This is a genomic window from Streptomyces exfoliatus (assembly GCF_000725545.1).
In the GTDB taxonomy this organism is placed as follows: domain Bacteria; phylum Actinomycetota; class Actinomycetes; order Streptomycetales; family Streptomycetaceae; genus Streptomyces; species Streptomyces exfoliatus.
The window spans coordinates 1-21,439 of the sequence record NZ_JNZP01000011.1 but is presented as its reverse complement, the minus strand read 5'-3'; the positions used below and the strand labels follow the sequence as shown (position 1 = coordinate 21,439).

Annotated in this window: 3 protein-coding genes (1 of these 3 cut by a window edge); all 3 read left to right on the top strand. The window is 75.8% G+C overall.

Annotated features, from left to right (window positions below):
- A protein-coding gene (locus IO20_RS0113330) for a non-ribosomal peptide synthetase (RefSeq protein WP_078946255.1) crosses the window boundary here: on the top strand, window positions 1-6,384 show its end. It extends 12,477 nt beyond the left edge of the window; the window shows 6,384 of its 18,861 coding nt (coding positions 12,478-18,861); its start codon lies beyond the left edge, outside the window; the stop codon is at window positions 6,382-6,384.
- Entirely contained in the window at window positions 6,381-12,779 is a 6,399-nt protein-coding gene (locus tag IO20_RS36480) for a non-ribosomal peptide synthetase (RefSeq protein WP_051874969.1), read from the top strand. The genes IO20_RS0113330 and IO20_RS36480 overlap by 4 nt, the downstream gene beginning before the upstream one ends.
- Window positions 12,779-21,439: non-ribosomal peptide synthetase (locus tag IO20_RS36475; RefSeq protein ID WP_037635379.1), on the top strand; the 8,661-nt coding region annotated here is incomplete at its 3' end. The genes IO20_RS36480 and IO20_RS36475, both read left to right, overlap by 1 nt.

Sequence of the window (21,439 nt, the reverse complement as noted above, 5' to 3'; positions counted from 1 at the left end):
GCCGCACGGGCGCGGGCCGCCACCGCTGTCGCCGACCTGCCCGCCCTGTTCGCCGCCTCCGCCGGTCGCGCGCCCTCCGCCCCCGCCCTCACCGACGGCGGGGCGACCCTGGACTACGCGGAACTCGACGCCCGGTCCAACCGCCTGGCCCGCGCCCTGATCGGACTCGGTGTGGGACCGGAGGACTTCGTCGCCCTGGCGGTGCCCCGCTCGGCGGACCTGGTGGTGGCCGTGCTCGCCGTGCTGAAGTCGGGCGCCGCCTACCTCGCCGTCGACCCCGACCACCCGGCCGAGCGCACCTCGTACATCCTCCACGACTGCCGGCCGGTCGCCGTGCTGTCCACGACCGCTGTCCGCGAGGCCCTGCACGGCACGGTGGGCGAGGCGGTCGGCGAGGTCCCGTGGCTGCTGCTCGACGCGTTCCCGACCGGCGGCGCGGGGGTCGACGTCTCGGCCGCGCCGGTCACCGACGCCGACCGACGGGCACCCCTGCTCCCCGACCACCCGGCCTACACCATCTACACCTCCGGCTCGACCGGGCGGCCCAAGGGCGTGGTCGTCAGCCACGCCAACGTCTCACGGCTGCTGGCCGCCTGCCGCGCGGCGGTGGACTTCGGGCCCGACGACGTCTGGACGCTCTTCCACTCCAGCGCCTTCGACTTCTCGGTGTGGGAGATGTGGGGGCCCCTGGCGCACGGCGGCCGGCTGGTCGTCGTCCCGCACGACGTGGCCAGATCCCCCGGCGACCTCCTGGAGCTGCTGGGCCGCGAGCGCGTCACGGTGCTCAGCCAGACGCCCTCCGCCTTCCTCCAGCTCCTGCGGGCGGAGTCCGACCTCGACGTCCCCCCGCGGACCACCGCCGCGCTGCGGTACGTCGTCTTCGGCGGGGAAGCGCTGGACACCGCCCAACTCGCCCCCTGGCGGGGCCGCCCGGTCCGCCTGGTCAACATGTACGGGATCACCGAGACGACCGTCCACGTCACCCACCTGGAGCTGGACGACGCCGCCGTGGAGCGCGGCGGCAGCCCGATCGGCACGCCCCTCGACGACCTGCGCGCATATGTGCTCGACCAAGGGCTGCTCCCCGTGCCGACGGGCGTCGTCGGCGAGCTGTACGTCGCCGGCCCCGGCCTGGCCCGCGGATACCGTCGCCGCCCCGGCCTGAGCGCCACCCGCTTCGTCGCCGACCCGTTCGACGCCGGCGGCCGGATGTACCGGACCGGCGACCTCGTCCGGCGCACGCAGGACGGCGGCCTCCACTACGTCGGCCGGTCCGACTCCCAGGTCAAACTGCGCGGCTACCGCATCGAGCCCGGCGAGATCGAGGCCGCCGCCCGCCGTCACCCGGGCATCGCCCAGGCGGCGGCCGCCGTGCACGGCGAAGGACCGGACGACCGGTACCTGGTCTGCTACGCGGTGCCGGCGGCCGACGCCGACCCCGACCCGCACGAGGTGCGCGCGCACCTGGCCGACGCCCTGCCCGGCTACATGGTCCCCGCCGCCGTGGTGCTGCTGCCCGCCCTGCCGCTGACCCCCAACGGCAAGCTGGACCGAGCGGCGCTGCCCGCCCCCGACCGGGCGGCGTGGGCCACCGGCGGAGCCCCGGCCGGACCGCGCGAGGAAGCGCTCTGCGCCGCCTTCGCCGCCGTCCTCGGCGTCCAGGAGGTCAGCCGCGACGCCGACTTCTTCGCCCTGGGCGGCCACTCCCTGTCGGCGGTCCGGCTCATCAGCCGGATCAGGACGGCGCTCGGCGTGGAGATCGGCATCCGCACGCTCTTCGAGGCGCCCACGCCCGCCGCGCTGTCCCGGCGGCTGGACACGGCCGGGACCGGACGGCCACGCCTCCTCCCGCGACGGCGGCCGGACCGCCTCCCGCTCTCCTCCGCCCAGCGCAGGCTGTGGTTCCTCGGAGAACTGGAAGGACCGAGCGCCACCTACAACATCCCGCTCGCCCTCCGGCTGCGCGGCCCCCTCGATGTCGGCGCCCTGCGCACCGCCCTGGCCGACGTGGTGGGCCGGCACGAGGCGCTGCGGACCGTCTTCCCGGCCGAGAACGGCGCCCCCCACCAGCACGTGGTCGCGCCCGAACGGGCCGCGCCCGCCCTCGACGTCGTGGACGTCACCGAGGAGGAGCTGCCCGCCGCCCTCGCCGAGGCCCGCGGACACGCGTTCACGCTCACCGAGGACCTTCCGCTGCGGGCCGTACTGCTGCGCACCGGGCCCGCCGACCACGTACTCTCCCTCGTCCTCCACCACATCGCCGGCGACGGCTGGTCGCTGGCCCCGCTCGCCCGCGACCTGAGCACCGCCTACAGCGCACGGCGGGAGGGCCGCGCCCCCCAGTGGCGGCCCCTGCCGGTGCAGTACGCCGACTACACCCTCTGGAAGCAGGAGCTGCTCGGCGCGGCGGACGACCCCGACAGCCTCTTCGCCCGCCAGCTCGCCTTCTGGCGCGACGCGCTGGACGGCGCGCCGGAACAGATCGAGCTGCCCACCGACCGGCCGCGCCCCGCGATGGAGAGCCACCGCGGCGCGATCCACCGCTTCACCCTGCCCGCCCCGCTGCGCGACCGGCTGCGCGCCCTGGCGCACTCCCGGCAGGCGACCCTCTTCATGGCCCTGCAGGCGGGTCTCGCCGCCCTGTTCGCCACACTGGGGGCCGGACGGGACATCGTCCTCGGCACCCCGGTCGCCGGCCGCGGCGACGAGGCGGCCGACGACCTCGTCGGCTTCTTCGTCAACACCCTGGCGCTCCGCACCGACCTCGGCGGCGACCCCACCTTCGAGGAACTGCTCGACCGCGTCAGGGACGCCGACCTGTCCGCCTTCGCCCACCAGGACATTCCGTTCGAGCAACTGGTGGAGGCGCTCAACCCCACCCGCTCCCTCGCCCGGCACCCCGTGTTCCAGGTGCTGCTGGCCCTCCAGAACAACGAGCGCGGCGAAGCCGTCATGCCCGGCTTGGAGGTCACCGTCGAACGCCCCACCCAGGCGGCGGCCAAGTACGACCTCTTCGTCAACCTCGTCGAGTCCCGGAACGAGGACGACGGCGCGACCGCCGTCGAGGGCGCGGTCGAGTACGCCACCGACCTCTTCGACGCCCGCACCGTCGCCCGACTGACCGAGCGCTACCACGACCTGCTTCTGGCCGCCGTCGAGGAGCCCACGACACGGCTCAGCCGGATGCCCGTGCTCAACGCGGCCGAACGCGGCGGACTCGCGGCCGAATGGGACGCCGCCGCCGCGGGCCCGGCCGAGGACCTGGTCGGTCTCTTCCGCGCCCGCGCCGCCGAGATGCCGGACGCGGTGGCGGTCCGCTGCGGCGGGGACAGCCTCACCTACGCCCAGCTCGACGAGCGGTCCTGCCGGGTCGCGGCCGCTCTCGCCGGGCACGGCGCCGGCCCCGAGAGCCGGGTCGCGGTGTGCCTGCCGCGCACCGCCGACCTGGTGGTCGCCCTGCTCGGCGTCCTGCGGGCCGGCGCCGCCTACGTACCGCTGGACCCGGAGTACCCGGACGAGCGCATCGCCGCGATCCTGGCCGACACCCGCCCGGCCGCGTTGCTCACCACGGCGGACTGCCGCCCCGCGATCACCGGGGCCGCGACCGCCACCGGCGGCGCCGTCCTCCTCGCGGCCGACGCCGCACACGGCGCCGGAACCATGCCCGAGGCCTTCGCCGCGCTGCCCGACCAGGCCGCGTACGTCCTGCACACCTCGGGCTCCACCGGACGCCCCAAGGGCGTCGTCGTCAGCCGGGGCAACCTCGCCAACCTCCTGGCCGACATGCGGGACCGGCTGCGCCCCACCGCCGACGACCGGCTGGTGGCGGTCACCACGGTCAGCTTCGACATCGCCGCACTGGAACTCTTCCTCCCGCTGGTCAGCGGCGCCGGACTGGTCCTGGCCGACCGCGATGCCGCACGGGACCCCGAGGCGCTGGCCGCGCTGCTCACCGCGAGCGGTGCCACGATCCTCCAGGCAACCCCGACCACCTGGCAGTTGCTGGCCGAGACCGCCCCCGACGCCCTGCGCGGGCTGCGCAAGCTGGTGGGCGGCGAAGCCCTCCCCGCCTCCCTGGCCTCCCGACTGCGCGACCTGGGCGGCGAACTCGTCAACGTCTACGGGCCCACCGAGACCACCATCTGGTCCACCGCCGCCCACCTCGACGGGGTCACCGGGAGCGCCCCGCCCATCGGCCGGGCGCTGCGCGCCACCCGCGCCTACGTGCTGGACGAGTGGCTGAACCCGCGCCCCGAAGGCGTACCCGGCGAGCTGTACCTGGCCGGCGCCGGCGTGGCCCGCGGCTACCTGGGGCGCGGCGGCCTGACCGCGGAGCGCTTCACCGCCGACCCCTTCGGTGCGCCGGGCAGCCGGATGTACCGCACGGGCGACCTGGTCCGCCGCCGCGCGGACGGGGAGCTGGAATTCCTCGGACGCACCGACCACCAGGTCAAGGTGCGGGGCTTCCGCATCGAGCTGGGCGAGATCGAGACGGCCCTCGGTGCGCACCCGCACGTCGCCGGGGCGGTCGTGGTCGCCCGCGCCGCCCCCGGCGCGGCCCCCGTGCCGGGCGACCGCGCGGGCGACCCGGCCCCGCGGCGACTTGTGGCCTACGTGGTCCCCGAGCCCCACCGCGCCGCCCCCGACGACAGCCGGGAGCAGAACCGGCTCGACGAGTGGCGGGAGGCGTACGACACCCTCTACGGCGGCTCGGCGCCCGCCCCCCTCGGCCACGACTTCGGGATCTGGCGGAGCAGCTACGACGGGCAGCCCATCCCCCTGGACGAGATGCTCCAGTGGCGGGCGGCCACGGTGGACCGCATCCGGGCGCTGCGGCCCGCGCGGCTGCTGGAGATCGGGGTCGGCACCGGGCTGCTGCTGTCGGAACTGGCGGAGGACTGCACCGCGTACCACGGGACCGATCTGTCCGCACGGGCGATCGAGACGCTGCGCGAGCAGGTCGGCGCGGAACCCGCGCTGAAGGAGAAGGTCGAGCTGCACGTCCGCCCGGCACACGACTTCAGCGGTCTGCGCCGGGGCTTCTACGACACCGTCGTGCTCAACTCCGTCGTGCAGTACTTCCCCGACGCCGACTACCTCACCCGCGTGCTGCGCGGCGCGCTCGACCTGCTCGCCCCCGGCGGGCGGCTCTTCGTCGGCGACGTCCGCAACCTGGCGCTCCTGCGAGCCTTCCGCGCCTCGGTGGAGACCGCCAACGCCGCCGTCTCCGAAACCCCCGCCGCGGTGCTGGCCGCCACGGGCCGCAGGACCGCCGCGGAGAACGAACTCGTCATCGCCCCCGACTACTTCGCGCGGCTGCGGCGGGAGGTCGGCGAACCGCTCCTCCTGGACGTACGCGTCCGGCGCGGAAAGCCGTACAACGAGCTGACGCGCTACCGCTACGACGTCCTGCTGGCCAAACCGGAGGCCGGAACCGCGCCCCCCGCCGCGCCCCCGGCCACCGAGCTGCGCTGGGCGCCGGAGGTCGGCGACCTGACGCGGCTGGCCGAGATCTGCGCGGCGCACCCCGACGCGCTGCGCGTCACCGCGATCCCCAACGCCCGCGTGCGGCGCGAGACCGCCGCCCTCGCCGCCCTGGAGGACGGGCGACCGGTCACCGCCGTGCGGCGGCTGCTGGAAGGCCCCGCCGACGGAGCGGATCCGGAGGACCTATACGACGCCGCGGCCGCGGCCGGACGCACCGCCTGGGTGACCTGGTCGGCCGAGGGCCCGCCGGACACCGTGGACCTGGTGCTGGCCCCGGCGGACGGGAACGGCGCGGCCCCGGTGGCGCCACCGGCCGAGCTGTGGCCCGGCGAGCCGGACGCGGACCGGCCGGAAACGAACGACCCGTCCGCCGGGTCCCACCACCGCGAACTGGCCGCCGCACTCCGCTCCCACCTGGCCGAACGGCTCCCGGACTACATGGTCCCCTCGGCCGTCGTCGTCCTCGACGCCCTCCCGCTGACCGCCAACGGGAAGGTGGACCGGACCGCGCTGCCCGACCCCGACCCGGCGGGCACGGCCGGCAGCCGGCCGCCGCGCACGCCCCGGGAGAAGCTGCTGTGCACGCTCTTCGCCGACCTGCTGGGCCTGGGCCGGGTCGGAGTCCAGGACAGCTTCTTCGGCCTGGGCGGCGACAGCGTCCTGTCCGTCCGGCTCGTCAGCCGCGCCCGCGAACACGGGCTGGCGCTGACCACCCGCGACGTCTTCGAGCACCACACCGCGGCCGCGCTCGCGGCGGCCCTGGAAGGCAGGGAACCGGAGCGCGGACCGACCGGCGACCTGCCGGATCCCGGCGCCACCGCCCCGCGGCCCATCAGCGTCGATGAACTCGCCGAGCTGGAGGACGAGCTCGGCGCGGACTGGGAGGAGATGCAGTGAGCGGTCCGCAGCGCATGGTCGAGGAGGTCCTCGCGGTCACCCCGCTCCAGGAGGGGCTGCTCTTCCACGCGGTCTTCGACGAGAACGTCCCCGACGCCTACGTCAGCCGACTGGTCCTGACCCTCTCCGGAGAGCTGGACGCCGACCGGCTGCGACGGGCCGCCCAGGCGCTGGTGGCACGCCACCCGGCGCTGCGCTCGGCCTTCCGCCAGCGGCGCTCGGGGGAGTGGTTCCAACTGGTCGCCACCCGTCCCGCGGTGCCCTGGCAGGAGCTGGACCTGCGGCCCGTGGGGAGCCCGGCGGAGGCGGACAAGCACCTGGAGGCGCTTCTGGACGAGCACCACCGCACCGGGTTCGACCTCGGCCGACCGCCCCTGCTGCGCTTCCTGCTGGCCAGGACCGGCGAGGACCGCCACCAGTTGGCCGTGACCTACCACCACCTCATCCTCGACGGCTGGTCCATGCCCATCCTGATGCGCGAACTGGTCGCGCTGTACGGCAGCGGCGGCGACCCCTCCGCGCTCCCGCCCGTCCGACCGCACCGCGACCACCTCGACTGGCTGGCCCGCCGCCCGCCAGAGCAGAGCGCCCGCGCCTGGCGGCAGGCGCTGGCGGGGCTGCCCGGCCCCACCCTGATCGCCCCGGACGCCGACCGCAACGGCCCGCTGCCCAGGTCGGTGTGGACCCGGCTCGGCGAGCGGGACACCCGCGCCCTCAGCGCGTGGGCGCGGGCCCGCGGCGTGACGGTGAACTCGGCGGTGCAGGCCGCCTGGGCGACCGTGATCGGCCGCCTCACCGGCCGCGACGACGTCGTCTTCGGGACGACCGTCTCGGGGCGGCCGCCGGAACTGCCCGGCGCCGAGGAGATGGTCGGCTTCTTCATCAACACCGTGCCGACGCGCGTGCGGATGCGGCCGGGCGAGCCGGTCGGCGACCTCGTCGTCCGGCTCCAGCGCGAGCAGACCGCCCTCATGGAGCACCAGCACGTCAGGCTCTCCGACATCCAGCGCTGGTCCGACCGGACCGTGCTCTTCGACACCTCCACCGCGTTCGAGAACTACCCCGCCGACGACCTCGCCGCCGTCAGCTCCTCCGACCACGCGGGCCTGCGCGTCGAGGGAGGCTCCGGCCGCACCACCACACACTTCCCCCTCTCCCTCTACGCGCTCCCCGGCCCGGCGCTCCGCCTGCGCCTGGACCACCGCCCCGACGCCGTGGACCGCGTCACCGCACGCCACGCGGCGGACCTGATGGAACGCGCCTTGACCGCCATCCACAGCGCCCCCGCCACCCCGACCGCCGCGCTCGCCGGCACCCCCGCGACGGAACGGGCGGTGCGCCCGCCCGCACACCGCGCCGCACCACAGAGCCCCCCGACCACGATCGTGGACGCGTTCCAGGCGCGGGCGCGCGCGACTCCCGCGGCCCCCGCCGTCCTCGCCGGCGGCCAGGAGCTGACCTACGCCGAACTCGACGCCCGCGCGAACCAGCTGGCGCGCCTGCTTCTGGAGCGAGGGGTCGGACCCGAGAGCCGGGTGGCCCTCACCGTCTCCCGGAACGCCTGGCTGCCCGTCGCCGTCCTCGGCATCCTCAAGGCGGGCGGCTGCTACGTCCCCGTGGGCGCCGCGCTGCCGCAGGAGCGCGCCGCCCACATCCTCCGCGAGACCGCGCCGGTCTGCCTGCTCACCGACCCCGACGCCGAGGCCGCCCGGACCCGGCGCACCGACCCCGAGGCGCACGACCGACCCGATACCACGCCGGGCGGTGTCGAGCGCGTCGTCCTGACCGAAGCACTCCTGGCCCCGTACGACCCGGCCGCACCGACCGACGCCGAACGGGCCGGGCCGCTGCTGCCCGGTCACCTCGCCTACATCCTCCACACCTCCGGCTCCAGCGGCCGGCCCAAGGGGGTCGCGGTCGAACACGCCCAGGTGAGCGCCCTGCTGTCCTGGGCCGCCACCGGACTCGGCGCCGACCGGCTGCACCGGACCGTGGCCGCCACCTCGGAGAGCTTCGACGTGTCGGTCTTCGACACCCTCGTCCCGCTGCTCACCGGCGGCCGCATCGAGATCGTGGAGAACACCCTGGCCGTCGCCGACAGGACCGGCGGCGAACCCTCGCTCCTGAACGCCGTCCCCTCGGCCCTGCAGGCACTCCTTGAGCGCGGCGAGCCGCTCGCCGTCGACACCTTCCTCTGCGCCGGCGAACCCCTCCCCGCCTCGCTGGCCCAAGCCCTGCGCGCCGCGTTCCCGCGCGCCCGCGTGGCCAACCTCTACGGCCCGACCGAGACGACCGTCTTCGTCACCGCCCGGTTCCTGGACGAGACCGAGGACGGCGCGCCACCCATCGGCCGCCCGCTGCCCGGCGTGCGCATCCACATCCTCGACCCCTGGCTCCGCCCCGTGCCGGACGGAGTCGTGGGGGAGCTGTACATCGCCGGGGACCACGTCACCCGCGGCTACTGGCAGCGCCCGGACACGACCGCCGAACGCTACGTCGCCGACCCCTTCGGCGCACCGGGCGCCCGCATGTACCGCAGCGGCGACCTCGGGCGGTTCCGCCCCGACGGGGAGATCGACCTGGTCGGCCGGGCCGACGGCCAGGTGAAGGTGCGCGGCCACCGGGTCGAGCTGGGGGAGGTGGAGGCCGTGCTGGCCTCCCACCCGGACGTCGGACAGGCGGCCGCCGCCGTGCACGACGGCGGGCCCGCGGGACCGCGCCTGGTGGGCTACGTCGTTCCCCGCGGAACGACGCCCGACACGGCCGCGGTGCTGGACCACGTACGACGCAAGGCGCCCTCCTACATGGTGCCCTCGGCGCTGGTGGTGCTTGACGAGCTGCCGCTGACCGCCAACGGCAAACGTGACCGCGCCGCGCTGCCGCCCCCGCCGGACCGGAGCGACGCCACGCGGGCGCGCGCCCCCCGAGGCCCGCACGAGACGATCCTGCTCGGCCTGTTCGCCGACGTGCTCGGCGTACGCCCGGCCGGCATCGACGACGACTTCTTCGCACTGGGCGGCCACTCGCTGCTCGCCACCCGCCTGGTCAGCAGGGTGCGCACCACCCTCGGAGCCGAACTGGCGGTGCGGGACCTCTTCGAACACCCCACGGTGGCCGCCCTGTACGCCAGAATCGCCCGTGCCGGGGCGGCCCGGCCGCCGGTCTCCCGCGTCCACGAGCGGCCCGACCGCATCCCCCTCTCGTTCGCCCAGCGGCGGCTGTGGTTCCTCCACCGCCTCCAGGGCCACAGCGCCGCCTACCACGTCCCGCTCGCGCTCCGCCTCACCGGACCCCTCGACACGGCCGCGCTGCGCGGCGCCATCACCGACGCGGTCGTCCGGCACGGAAGCCTGCGCACCGTCTTCGACGAGGACGCCGAGGGCCCCCGCCAGGTCGTCCAGGACGCCTCGACGGCCGCCCGGCTGATCACCCTGGCCCCGGAGCCGGTCGAGGACCCGCTGCGGGCGGCGGAGGAGGCGGTGGCCGAGCCCTTCGACCTGACGGCCGGACCGCCCCTGCGGTGCAGGCTGTTCACCCGGTCCGCGGACCCGGCGGACCCCCGCGCGGGCCACGAGCCGGAAGAGCACCTGTTCCTGCTGGTGGTGCACCACATCGCGGCCGACGGATGGTCGCTGCGGATCATCGCGCGGGACGTGGCCGCCGCCTACGCCGCCCGCGTGCGCGGCGAGGACTTCGTGCCTGCCCCGATCCCCGTCGACTACGTCGACCACACCCTCTGGCAGCACCGGGTGCTCGGCGGCCCCGACGCGGACGGCGGCCCGCTCGACGACCAGCTCGCCCACTGGCAGCGGCAGTTGGCCGGCCTGCCGCAGGAGATCGCCCTGCCGGCCGACCGGCCGCGCCCGGCCGCCTCCTCCCACCGGGGCGGGGACGTGGACTTCACCGTCCCCGCCGCCGCGACCGCACGGATCAGGGAGCTGGCGGGAACCACCGGCGCCACGCCCTTCATGGTCCTCCAGGCCGCGCTGGCGGTCCTGCTGCACCGCCTGGGGGCGGGTGCGGACATCCCCCTCGGCACCCCGGTCGCCGGGCGCACCGACAGCGCGGTGGAGGGGGTCGTCGGACTCTTCGTCAACACCCTGGTCCTGCGCACGGACCTGAGCGGCTCGCCCACCTTCGCCCAACTCCTGGGCCGGGTCCGCGCCACCGCGCTTGACGCCTACGCCCACCAGGACGTGCCCTTCGAGCGGCTGGTGGAGGTGCTCGCCCCCGAGCGCTCCCTGGCCCGCCACCCCCTCTTCCAGGTCTCCCTCGTCCTGCAGAACCTCGACGAGGCGGCGGCGTCGGTGGACGGACTGCCCGGACTGCGCGCCGAAGCGGTCCGCACCCGGCGCGACGGCGCGAAGGTCGACCTGTCCTTCGTGCTTGCCCCGAGCGGACCGGAGGGCGGCGACATGCCCGGAGTCCTCACCTACAGCGCCGACCTCTTCGACCGCGCGACCGCGCAGCGGCTCGTGGACCGGCTGCTGCGGGTGCTGGACCAGGTGCTCGCCGCCCCCGCCACCCCCGTGGGGCGGGTGGACGTGCTCCTGCCCGGCGAGGCGCGGCGCGAGCTGGAGCACAGCCGCGGACCGGGCACGGCGGGAGGCGCGGACGAACCCCTGGCCCGCTTCGAGAGGTGGGCGGCGACCGCCCCCGACGCCCCCGCCCTGCGGTGGGACGGCGGCCGGCTGACCTACGCCGAGCTGGACCGGAAGGCGGACGCGGTGGCCCGTGTGCTCCTCGGGCGCTCCATCGGGCCCGATGACGTGGTCGCGGTCGTCGCCCCGCGCGACCCCGACGTGGTGGCCGCACTCCTCGGGGTGCTCAAGTCCGGCGCCGCCTACCTCCCGATCGACGAGACGTGGCCGCTCGAACGGCGGCGGCGGGTGACCGCCGACGCCGGGGCGCGCCTGCTCCTGGCGGCAGGGGACACCGGCGCCGCCCGGACCGCCTTCGGACCCTCCTGCGGACCGGACACCGAAGTCCTCGGCCTCGCGGACCCGGCCTTCCGCGCCACCGGCGGCCCCGCCCTTCCGGCCGGGCGGAGCCACCCGCGCTCGCTCGCGTACGTCATCTACACCTCCGGCTCCACCGGGCGCCCCAAGGGCGTGGGCGTGGAGCGGCGGGCACTGGCGCACTACGTGGAAGGGGCCGTCCACCGCTACCCGGACGCGGCGGCAACGGCCCTGCTCCACTCGCCGCTGACCTTCGACCTCAGCGCCACCGCCCTGTTCACCCCTCTCGCCTCGGGCGGCTGCGTCGTGCTGGGGGAGGTGGACCGGGCGGCGGACACCCACCCGGTGGGCTTCGTCAAGGCGACGCCGTCCCACCTGCCGCTGCTGGACCGGCGTCCCGGACTGCTGGGGGAGAAGGGCACCCTGGTACTAGGCGGTGAAGCGCTCGACGGGCGGGCCCTGCGCGACTGGCGGGCCGCCCACCCGCACGCCGAGGTCGTCAACGCCTACGGCCCCACGGAGCTGACGGTCAACTGCGCCGAGCACCGCATCGCCCCCGGCGACCCGGTGCCGGACGGGCCGGTGCCGATCGGCCGCCCGTTCGCCGGCGTCCGCGCGATGGTGCTCGACACGGGGCTGGCCCCCGTGCCGCCGGGCGTGGCCGGGGAGCTGTACGTCGCCGGGCCCGGAGTGGCCCGCGGCTACCTGGGGCAGCACGCCCTGACCGCCGAGCGGTTCGTGGCCTGCCCGTTCGGGGAGCCGGGGGAGCGGATGTACCGCACAGGCGACCTCGTCCGCCGCCTGCCCGGTGGCGAACTGGAGTACGTGGGCCGAACGGACGAGCAGGTGAAGCTGCGTGGCTTCCGGATAGAACTCCCCGAGGTGGCGCGCGCCCTGGCCGCCGAAGAGTCGGTCGCCCGCGCGGTCGCCGTCGTCCGGGAGGACCGTCCGGGCGACCGGCGGCTGACCGGCTACGTGGTCCCGGCGGCGGGAGCCCGCCCGCACGAGGACGAACTGCGCGGCGCGGTGGCCCGCACCCTGCCCGACTACATGGTGCCCTCCGCCGTCGTGGTCCTCGACGAACTGCCCACCACGCCCCACGGCAAGCTCGACCGGCGCGCACTCCCCGCCCCCGCCCACCGCTCGACGGGCGGCCGCCCGCCGCGCGACGAGCGCGAGCGGACCCTGTGCCGGATCTACGCCGACGTCCTGGGCCTGCCCGAGGTCGGCGCCGAGGACGACTTCTTCGCACTCGGCGGCCACTCCCTGCTCGCCACCCGGCTGGTCAACCGCATCCGGGCCGAACTCGCCGAAGAACTGGACGTACGGACCGTGTTCGAAGCGCGAACGGTCGCCGCGCTGGCGGCCCGGCTGCGGACCGGCCGCCCTGACACCCGCCCCGCGTTGCGACGGATGTCGCGGTCGGAGGACTTGTGATGCTTCCCCTCTCCCTGGCCCAGCAGCGGCTGTGGTTCCTCCACACGATGGACGGCCCCAGCTCCACGTACAACATCCCCACGGCGCTGCGGATGACCGGCGCGCTGGACGTCCCCGCGCTGCGCGAAGCCCTGCGCGACGTCGTACGGCGCCACGAGACGCTCCGCACCGTCTTTCCCGACACCGGCGACGGCGCCCGGCAGCACGTCCTGCCCGCCGCCGAGACCGCCGTCGAGCTGGCCGTCACCCGGTCCACCGAGGACGAGCTGCCCGCCGCCCTGGCCCACGAGGCCGGCCACGCCTTCGACCTGGCCCGCGAAGTCCCGATCAGGGCGAAGCTGTTCGTGCTCGGCGAGCGGGAGCACGTGCTCTGCCTGGTGATCCACCACATCGCCAGCGACGGCTGGTCGCGCACCCCGCTCGCACGCGACCTCGCCACCGCCTACGCAGCCCGCGGCGCCGGGCACGCCCCGCGCTGGGAGGAACTCCCCGTCCAGTACGGCGACTACACCCTCTGGCAGCGTGAACTCCTCGGCTCGGAGGACGACCCCGAGAGCCTGCTCAGCCGCCAGACGGCGTACTGGAAGCAGCGGCTCGCGGGCCTGCCGGACGCCATCGAGCTGCCACTGGACCGTCCCCGCCCGCCGATCGCCGGCCACCGCGGCGACACCGTGCCCTTCGCCCTGCCGCCCCGGACCCACGAGCGGATCGCCGCGCTCGCCGCCCGTCATGGCGCGAGCACCTTCATGGTGGTGCAGGCGGCCCTGGCCGGCCTGCTGTCCCGGCTCGGCGCGGGCACGGACATCCCCCTCGGCACCCCGGTGGCCGGACGCACCGACGAGGCGCTGGAGGGGCTGATCGGCTTCTTCGTCAACACCCTGGTGCTGCGCACCGACACCTCGGGGAACCCGACCTTCGACGAACTGGTCGAACGGGCCCGCGCATGCGCCCTGGACGCCTACGCCCACCAGGACGTGCCGTTCGAGCGGCTGGTGGAGGTGCTCGCCCCCGAGCGCTCCCTGGCCCGCCACCCGCTCTTCCAGGTGAGCCTGAGCCTCCAGCACGCCACCGATCACACGGCCCTCCTGGACGGTCTGGAGATCGCCCCCCTGGACACGGGGTGGCGGGCGGCCAAGTTCGACCTGTCCTTGGACCTCCTGGAGAAGCGCGGCCCCGACGGCCGCCCGGACGGCATCGCCGGCACCGTCGAGTACTCCACCGACGTCTTGGACGCCGCCACCGTCCGCGGTTTGGGGGAACGCCTCGTCCGCCTCCTGGAGGCCGGGACGGCCGACCCCGCGGCGCGGCTGCTCTCGATCGACCTGCTCTCCGCCGACGAACGGCGGCGCGTGCTGGAGGAGTTCGCCGTCGAGCCCCCGGCCGTCGAGCCCCCGGCCGACGCCGCCGCCGAACTCCCGTCCGACGCGGTCGACGAGGGCCTGGAGCCGGTCTGCGACACCTTCGCCCGCCAGGCGGCCGCCACCCCCGAGGCGCTGGCCGTCGTCGGCGGCCCGGTCGCGCTCACCTTCGCCGAGGCCGACGCCCGCGTCTCCCGGCTGGCCCGGCTGCTGATCTCCCGAGGCGCCGGCCCCGAGGTCCGCGTCGCCGTCTGCCTGGACCGCGGCGCCCTGTGGCCGACGACCGTGCTGGCGGTGCTGCGCAGCGGCGCGACCTACGTACCGCTGGACCCGCGCTCCCCGCACGAACGCCTGGCCGCCGTCGAACGCGACGTCGCCCCCCTCCTCGTCCTCGCAGAGCACGCCACCGAGGCCGCGGTCGCCGAACTCGCCGCCCCCGTCCTCGTCCTCGACGACCCGGACACCCGGGCCGCGATCGACGCCCAGGAACCGGTCCCGGTCACCGACGCCGACCGCACCGCGCCCCTCCTGCCCGGCCACGCGGCATACGTCATCCACACCTCGGGCTCCACCGGCAGGCCCAAGGGGGTCGTGGTGGACCACCGGGCCCTGACGAGGCTTCTTCAGGCACACCGCCGGGTCACCTTCTCCCGCATCCGCCCCGACGCCGGCGGCCCCGGCCGCGCCGCCCACGTCTCCTCCTTCTCCTTCGACGCCTCGTGGGACCCGCTGCTCGCGATGGTCGCCGGCCACGAACTGCACATGATCGACGAGGACCTGCGGTTCGACCCGCCGGGAGTGGTGGCCTACTTCCGCGAACGCCGCATCGACTACGTCGACCTCACCCCCACCTACTTCCGCAGCCTGCTCGACGCCGGGCTGCTGGAGGAGGGCTCCCCCTGCCCTTCGCTGATCGCCCTGGGCGGCGAGGCGATGGACGGCGAGCTGTGGGAGCGGCTGCGGGCGGCCGCCCCCCGCGTGACCGCGATGAACACCTACGGCCCCACCGAGACCGCCGTCGACGCCGTGGTGACCGCACTGGGCGACCTGCCGCCGGGCACGATCGGCCGACCCGTGCCCCGCTGGCGGGCCCACGTCCTCGACGCCGGTCTGCAGCCGGTCCCGCCCGGCGTGCTGGGCGAGCTGTACATCGCCGGGCCCGGAGTCGCCCGCGGCTATCTGGGGCAGCACGCCCTGACCGCCGAGCGGTTCGTGGCCTGCCCGTTCGGCGGGCCGGGGGCGCGGATGTACCGCACCGGCGACCTGGCCCGGTGGCTCCCCGACGGCCACCTGGTCTGCGTCGGCCGCGGCGACGAACAGGTCAAGATCCGCGGGTTCCGCATCGAGCCCGGCGAGGTGGAGGCCGCCCTGCGGGAGCTGGAGGGCGTCGCGAGCGCCGCCGTGACCGTCCGCGAGGACACCCCCGGAACCCGCAGACTGGTGGGGTACGTCGTCGGGGCGCCCGACGCCGACGACGACCTGCTCCGGCCCGCCGAGGCGCTGGCACGCCTGCGCGACCGGCTGCCCGACCACCTGGTGCCGTCCGCGTTGGTACGCGTCGGCGAACTGCCCGTCAACGCCAGCGGCAAACTGGACCGGGCCGCGCTCCCGGCCCCCGACCCCGCGGACTTCCCCGCCGGCCGGCGACCGCGCACCGCCCTGGAACGGGAGCTGTGCGCGCTGTTCGCGGACGTCCTCGGCGCCGGGAGCGTCGGCATCGACGACGACTTCTTCGGCCGGGGCGGCGACAGCATCCTCTCCATCCAGCTGGTCGGCAGCGCCCGCCGGGCCGGCCTGGAGTTCACCGTGCGGCAGGTCTTCGAGCTGCGGACCCCCGCGGCCCTGGCCACCGCCGCCCGCCGGACCGACGCCGCACGCGACGAGGACCCCGCCCTCGCCGTCGGACCGCTGCCGCCGCTCCCTGTGGTCGTCGAGACCCTCGCGGCCGGCGGGCCGGTCCACGAATACAACCAGTCGGTCGTCCTCGCCTCCCCGCCGGACGCCGCACCCGACGACGTACGCGACGCGCTGCAGGCCCTCCTTGACCGGCACGACGCGCTGCGCGTCCACGCCGCCCCGGCGGCCGACCCCGGCCGCCTGTGGGACCTGCGGGTGGAGAAGGCCGGCACGGTCGCGGCCGAGCGGTGCCTGCGCCGGATCGACGCGACGGGGATGTCCGACGAGGAACTGGCGTCGGCCCAGGCCGCCGAGGCCGTCACCGCGCGCGCGTCCCTCGACCCCCTCGCCGGCGCCCTCGTCGCCGCCGTCTGGTTCGACCGGGGCGACGAGCCGGGCCGGCTCGTGCTGGTGATCCACCACCTCGCCGTCGACGGCGTCTCCTGGCGCATCCTGCTCGGCGACCTCCGCGAGGCGTGGCGGGCCCTGCGCGCCGGCCGCCGCCCCGAACTCCCCCGTACGGGCACCTCGCTGCGCACCTGGGCCACCCGGCTCACCGAACGGGCCACCGACCCGGCCGTCACCGCCCAACTGGACCACTGGACGGCCACGCTCGCCCACGACGGCCCCGCACCGGGCAGCCGCCCCCTTGACGCGGCCCGGGACACCGCGGCCACCTCCGCCGTCCTCAGCGGCGAACTGCCCGCACCCCTCACCACCGCCCTGCTGGGCCCCGCCCCGGCGGCCTTCCGCGCCGGGGTGAACGACCTGCTGCTGACCGCCTTCGCCCTCGCCGTCGCCCACTGGCGGGGCGAGGAGAACGAACCGGTCCTGGTGGACCTCGAGGGCCACGGCCGGACCGAGGAGCTCGTTCCGGGGGCCGACCTGTCCCGCACCGTCGGCTGGTTCACCACCGTCCACCCGGTGCGGCTCGCCGCAGGGAAGGTCACCGCCGCCGACCTCGCAGGGCGCGCCCCGGCCATCGGCGACGCGATCAAGCGGATCAAGGAGCAACTGCGCGCCGTCCCCGACGGAGGGCTGGGATACGGCCTGCTGCGCCACCTGAACCCCGACACCGCCCCCCGCCTCCGCGGCCTCGCCCGAGCGCGCTTCGGCTTCAACTACCTCGGCCGATTCGCCGCCGAGCAGGGCGCGGGCGAGGACGGTTGGCCGCTGCTCGGCAGCGGCCCCGCGGGCCACCACCCGGACACCCCGCTCGACCACGAGATCGAGGTCAACGTCGTCACGGCCGAGGGCCCGGACGGGCCCCGGCTGATCACCCGGTGGACCTACGCCACCGGCCTGCTCACCGAGGAGGAAGTGCGCCGCCTCACGAGGTCCTGGTCGCTGGCGCTGCACGCCGTCGTCGGCCACGCCACCGCCGTCGGAGCGGGCGGCCTCACCCCCTCCGACGTGGCCGTCCCCGGCCTCGGCCAGGCGGAGATCGAACAGCTCGAACGCCGCTGCGGCACCGCCCTCGAGGACGTCCTGCCGGTCGCCCCCCTCCAGGAGGGCCTGCTCTTCCACAGCGTGTACGACCGGCGCACCCTGGACGTCTACGTCGGGCAGCTCGCCTTCCGCCTGGACGGCGAGATCGACCAGGACGCCCTGCGGACGGCCGCGGCCGCGCTGCTCGCCCGCCACACCAGCCTGCGGACGGGCTTCCACCAACGGGAATCGGGCGCGTGGGTGCAGGCCGTGGCCCGCTCGGTGGAGCTGCCGTGGCGCTTCCACGACCTGCTCGACCCGCACGGCGGGCCCGCGGACGCCGGCTCCGCGCAGCGGCGGCTGGAGGAGCTGGCCGCGGCCGAACGCACCGAGCGGTTCGACCTCACCCGCCCGCCGCTCGTCCGCTTCCTCCTGGCCCGCACCGCCCCCGAGCAGTACCAGTTCGTGATCACCACCCACCACACGATCGTGGACGGCTGGTCCATCCCCATCCTGCTGCGCGAACTGCTCGCGCTCTACGAAGGCGCCCCGCTGCCCCCGGCCCCCGGTCACCGCCTCCACGCCGACTGGCTGGCCGGACGCGACCTCGCGGCGGCGCGCGAGGCGTGGACGCGGGCGCTGGCGGACACGGAAGGGCCGACCCTGCTCGCCCCCGGCGCGCCGCGCGTCGGAGAAGTCCCCGAGTCGGTGCGGCTGAACCTGCCCGAGGAGGTCTCCGCACGACTGCGGACCCGCGCCCGCGAGGCCGGGGTCACCCTCAACTCCGTCGTCCAGGCCGTCTGGGCGCTCGTCCTCGCCCAGGAGACCGGCCGCTCGGACGTCACCTTCGGCATCACCGTCTCCGGCCGCCCGGCGGAACTTCCCGGCGCCGAGGACCTGGTCGGCATGCTGGTGAACAAGATCCCGCTGCGCGTCCGCCTCCGCCCGGCCGAACCCCTCATGGAACTGGTCCGGCGACTGGAGAAGGAACAGCTCGAACTCCTGGAGCACCAGCACGTCCCGCTCACCACCCTGCACCGCTGGAGCGGGCTGAGCGAACTCTTCGACACCACCATGGTGTTCGAGAACTACCCGGCGGAGATCACCGCCCGGCAGGCGCCCTTCCGCGCGTCGGGCACGGCCAGTTACAGCCGCAACCACTACCCGCTCACCCTGGTCGGGGCCATGCGCGGGACCGAGCTGACCGTCCGCATCGACTACCGCCCCGACCTCTTCGGCGAGGACTGGGCCCACTCCCTGGGCGAGAGGGTGATCGCCGCCCTGACCGAGGCCGTCGACCGCCCCTTCGCCCCCGCCGGCACGCTCGACCTGCTCGGGGCCGAGGAGCGCGCCCGCCTCCTTGAGTGGGGCACCGGCGCCGCACCGGAGGACGCCCCGCGCACCTACGTCGAGCTGTTCGAGGAGCAGGCGGCCCGCACCCCCGACGCCCCGGCGGTCATCTCGCCCGACGGCACCCTCACCTACGCCGAGCTGGACCGGCAGGCGAACGGCGTCGCCCGGTGGCTGGCCGAGGGCGCCGAAGCCCTCGGCGGCGCCGACGTCTACGTCGGCGTGCTGGCCCCCCGCCGCCCCGAGGTGCTCACCGTCCTGCTCGGCGTCCTCAAGTCGGGCACCGCCTACGTCCCCCTGGACGAGCAGTGGCCGACCGAACGCCTCCGCACGGTCCTGGAGGACTGCCGTCCCGCGCTCGTGGTGGCCCCGACGGGCGCCCGGAGCGGGGCCGCGCGGGAGATCGGGGCGGCGGTGCTGCCCGTGGACCCGGCCGCCCTCGCCGCACGCGGGGCCCAGGCCTTGAGCGACGCCGAGCGGATACGCCCCCTTGCGCCCGGCGGAGCCGCGTACGCCCTCTACACCTCCGGATCCACCGGCCGCCCCAAGGGCGTGGTGATCGACCACGGCGCCCTGGGCGCGTACGTCGGCGGCGCGCGCCGCCGCTACCCTGACGCGGCCGGTACCTCGCTGGCCCACACCTCGCTCGCCTTCGACCTCACCGTCACCACCCTGCTCACCCCGCTCGCCGCCGGCGGCGCCGTGCGCCTGGGCGAACTCGACGAGTCCGCCCGAGCCGCCGGGGCCACCCTGGTCAAGGCGACGCCCTCCCACCTGCCCCTGCTGAGCGAGCTGCCCGGAGTCCTGACGGACGGGGGCACCCTGATCCTCGGCGGCGAGGCGCTGACCGGTGGACGGCTGCGTCCCTGGCTCGAACTCCACCCCGCCGCCCAGGTCGTCAACGCCTACGGGCCGACGGAACTCACGGTCAACTGCACCGAGTACCGGCTGCCCAAGGGAGAACCGGTCGGCGACGGACCGGTGCCCATCGGCCGCCCGTTCGCCGGGGTGCGGGTCCACGTGCTCGGCCCCGGCCTGTGCCCGGTCCCCGCCGGGGGCGCGGTCGGCGAACTGTACGTCTCCGGCACGGGGGTGGCCCGCGGCTATCTGGGCCGGCCGGGGCTGACCGCCGAGCGGTTCGTGGCCTGCCCGTTCGGGGGGCCGGGGGAGCGGATGTACCGTACCGGCGACCTCGTCCGCTGGCGGTCCGACGGCCAACTGGAGTACGTCGGCCGAAGCGACGACCAGGTCAAACTGCGCGGGTTCCGCGTCGAGACCGCGGAGGTCGCCCGCGCCCTGGAGGGCTGCCCCTCCGTCGGCAGCGCGGTGGTGGTGCTGCGCGAGGACCAGCCGGGCGACCAGCGCCTGGTCGGCTACCTCGTACCGGCCGCTGGAAACGGCGCGCTCGACGAGGAGGCGGTGTCGGACGCGGTGCGGGCGGTGCTGCCCGAGTACATGGTCCCCTCGGCACTGGTGGTGCTGGAGGGCGGGCTGCCGCTGACGGTGAACGGCAAGGTCGACCGGAGCGCGCTGCCGGCGCCGGAGGCCAAGCCGGCCCGCACCGCGGGCCGGCTGCCGCGCAGCCCGCGCGAGGAGATCCTGTGCGGGCTCTTCGCCGACGTGCTGGGCGTGCCCGCGGTCGGCGTGGACGACGACTTCTTCGCCCTGGGCGGCCACTCCCTGCTGGCCATCGTCGTGATCAGCCGGATCAGGGCCCTGCTCGACGTGGACGTGGCCATCGACGCGCTCTTCGAGGCCCCCACGGTGGCCCGGTTGGCCGACCACCTCGACGGCCCGGGACGCGGTCCCGGCGCGGTGCGCCCCGCAGTGCCGCGCCCCGAGCGGCTGCCGCTCTCGTACGCCCAGCGCCGCCTGTGGTTCCTCCACCAGATCGAGGGGCCGAGCGCCACCTACACCATCCCGCTGGCGTTGCGGCTGACCGGTCCGCTGGACGCGGCGGCGCTGCGGGCCGCGCTGGGGGACGTGGTCGCCCGGCACGAGAGCCTGCGCACCGTCTTCGCCGAGGACGAGCACGGCCCGCACCAGATCGTCCTCGCACCCCGGGCCGCCGAGCCCGGTCTGAAGGCGGTCCCCACCACCGAGGACCGCCTGCGGGCCGACCTGGAGGCCGAGGCCGCCCGCCCCTTCGACCTCGCCCAGGCGCCGCCGCTCCACGCCCGCCTCTTCGTCCTCGACGAACGCACCCACGTCCTGCTGCTGGCCGTCCACCACATCGCGATGGACGGCTGGTCGGTCCGCCCCCTGGTGCGCGACCTGGCGTCCGCCTACGCGGCCCGGCGCCGCGGCACCTCCCCGGACCTGCCCGAACTGCCCGTGCAGTACGCCGACTACACCCTGTGGCAGCACGAGGAACTGGGCTCAGAGGACGACCCGGACAGCCCGATCGCCGCGCAACTGCGCTACTGGCGCCGGACCCTGGACGGACTGCCGCAGGAGGCGGCGCCGGCCGCCGACCGGCCCCGCCCCGCCACCCCCTCCCACCGGGGCGGCCGCGTCGCCTTCACCGTTCCGCCGTGGGTGCACGGGCGGGTGGTGGAGTTGGCGCGGGAGTTCCGGGCGACGCCCTTCATGGTGGTGCACGCGGCGTTGGCGGCGTTGCTGACGCGG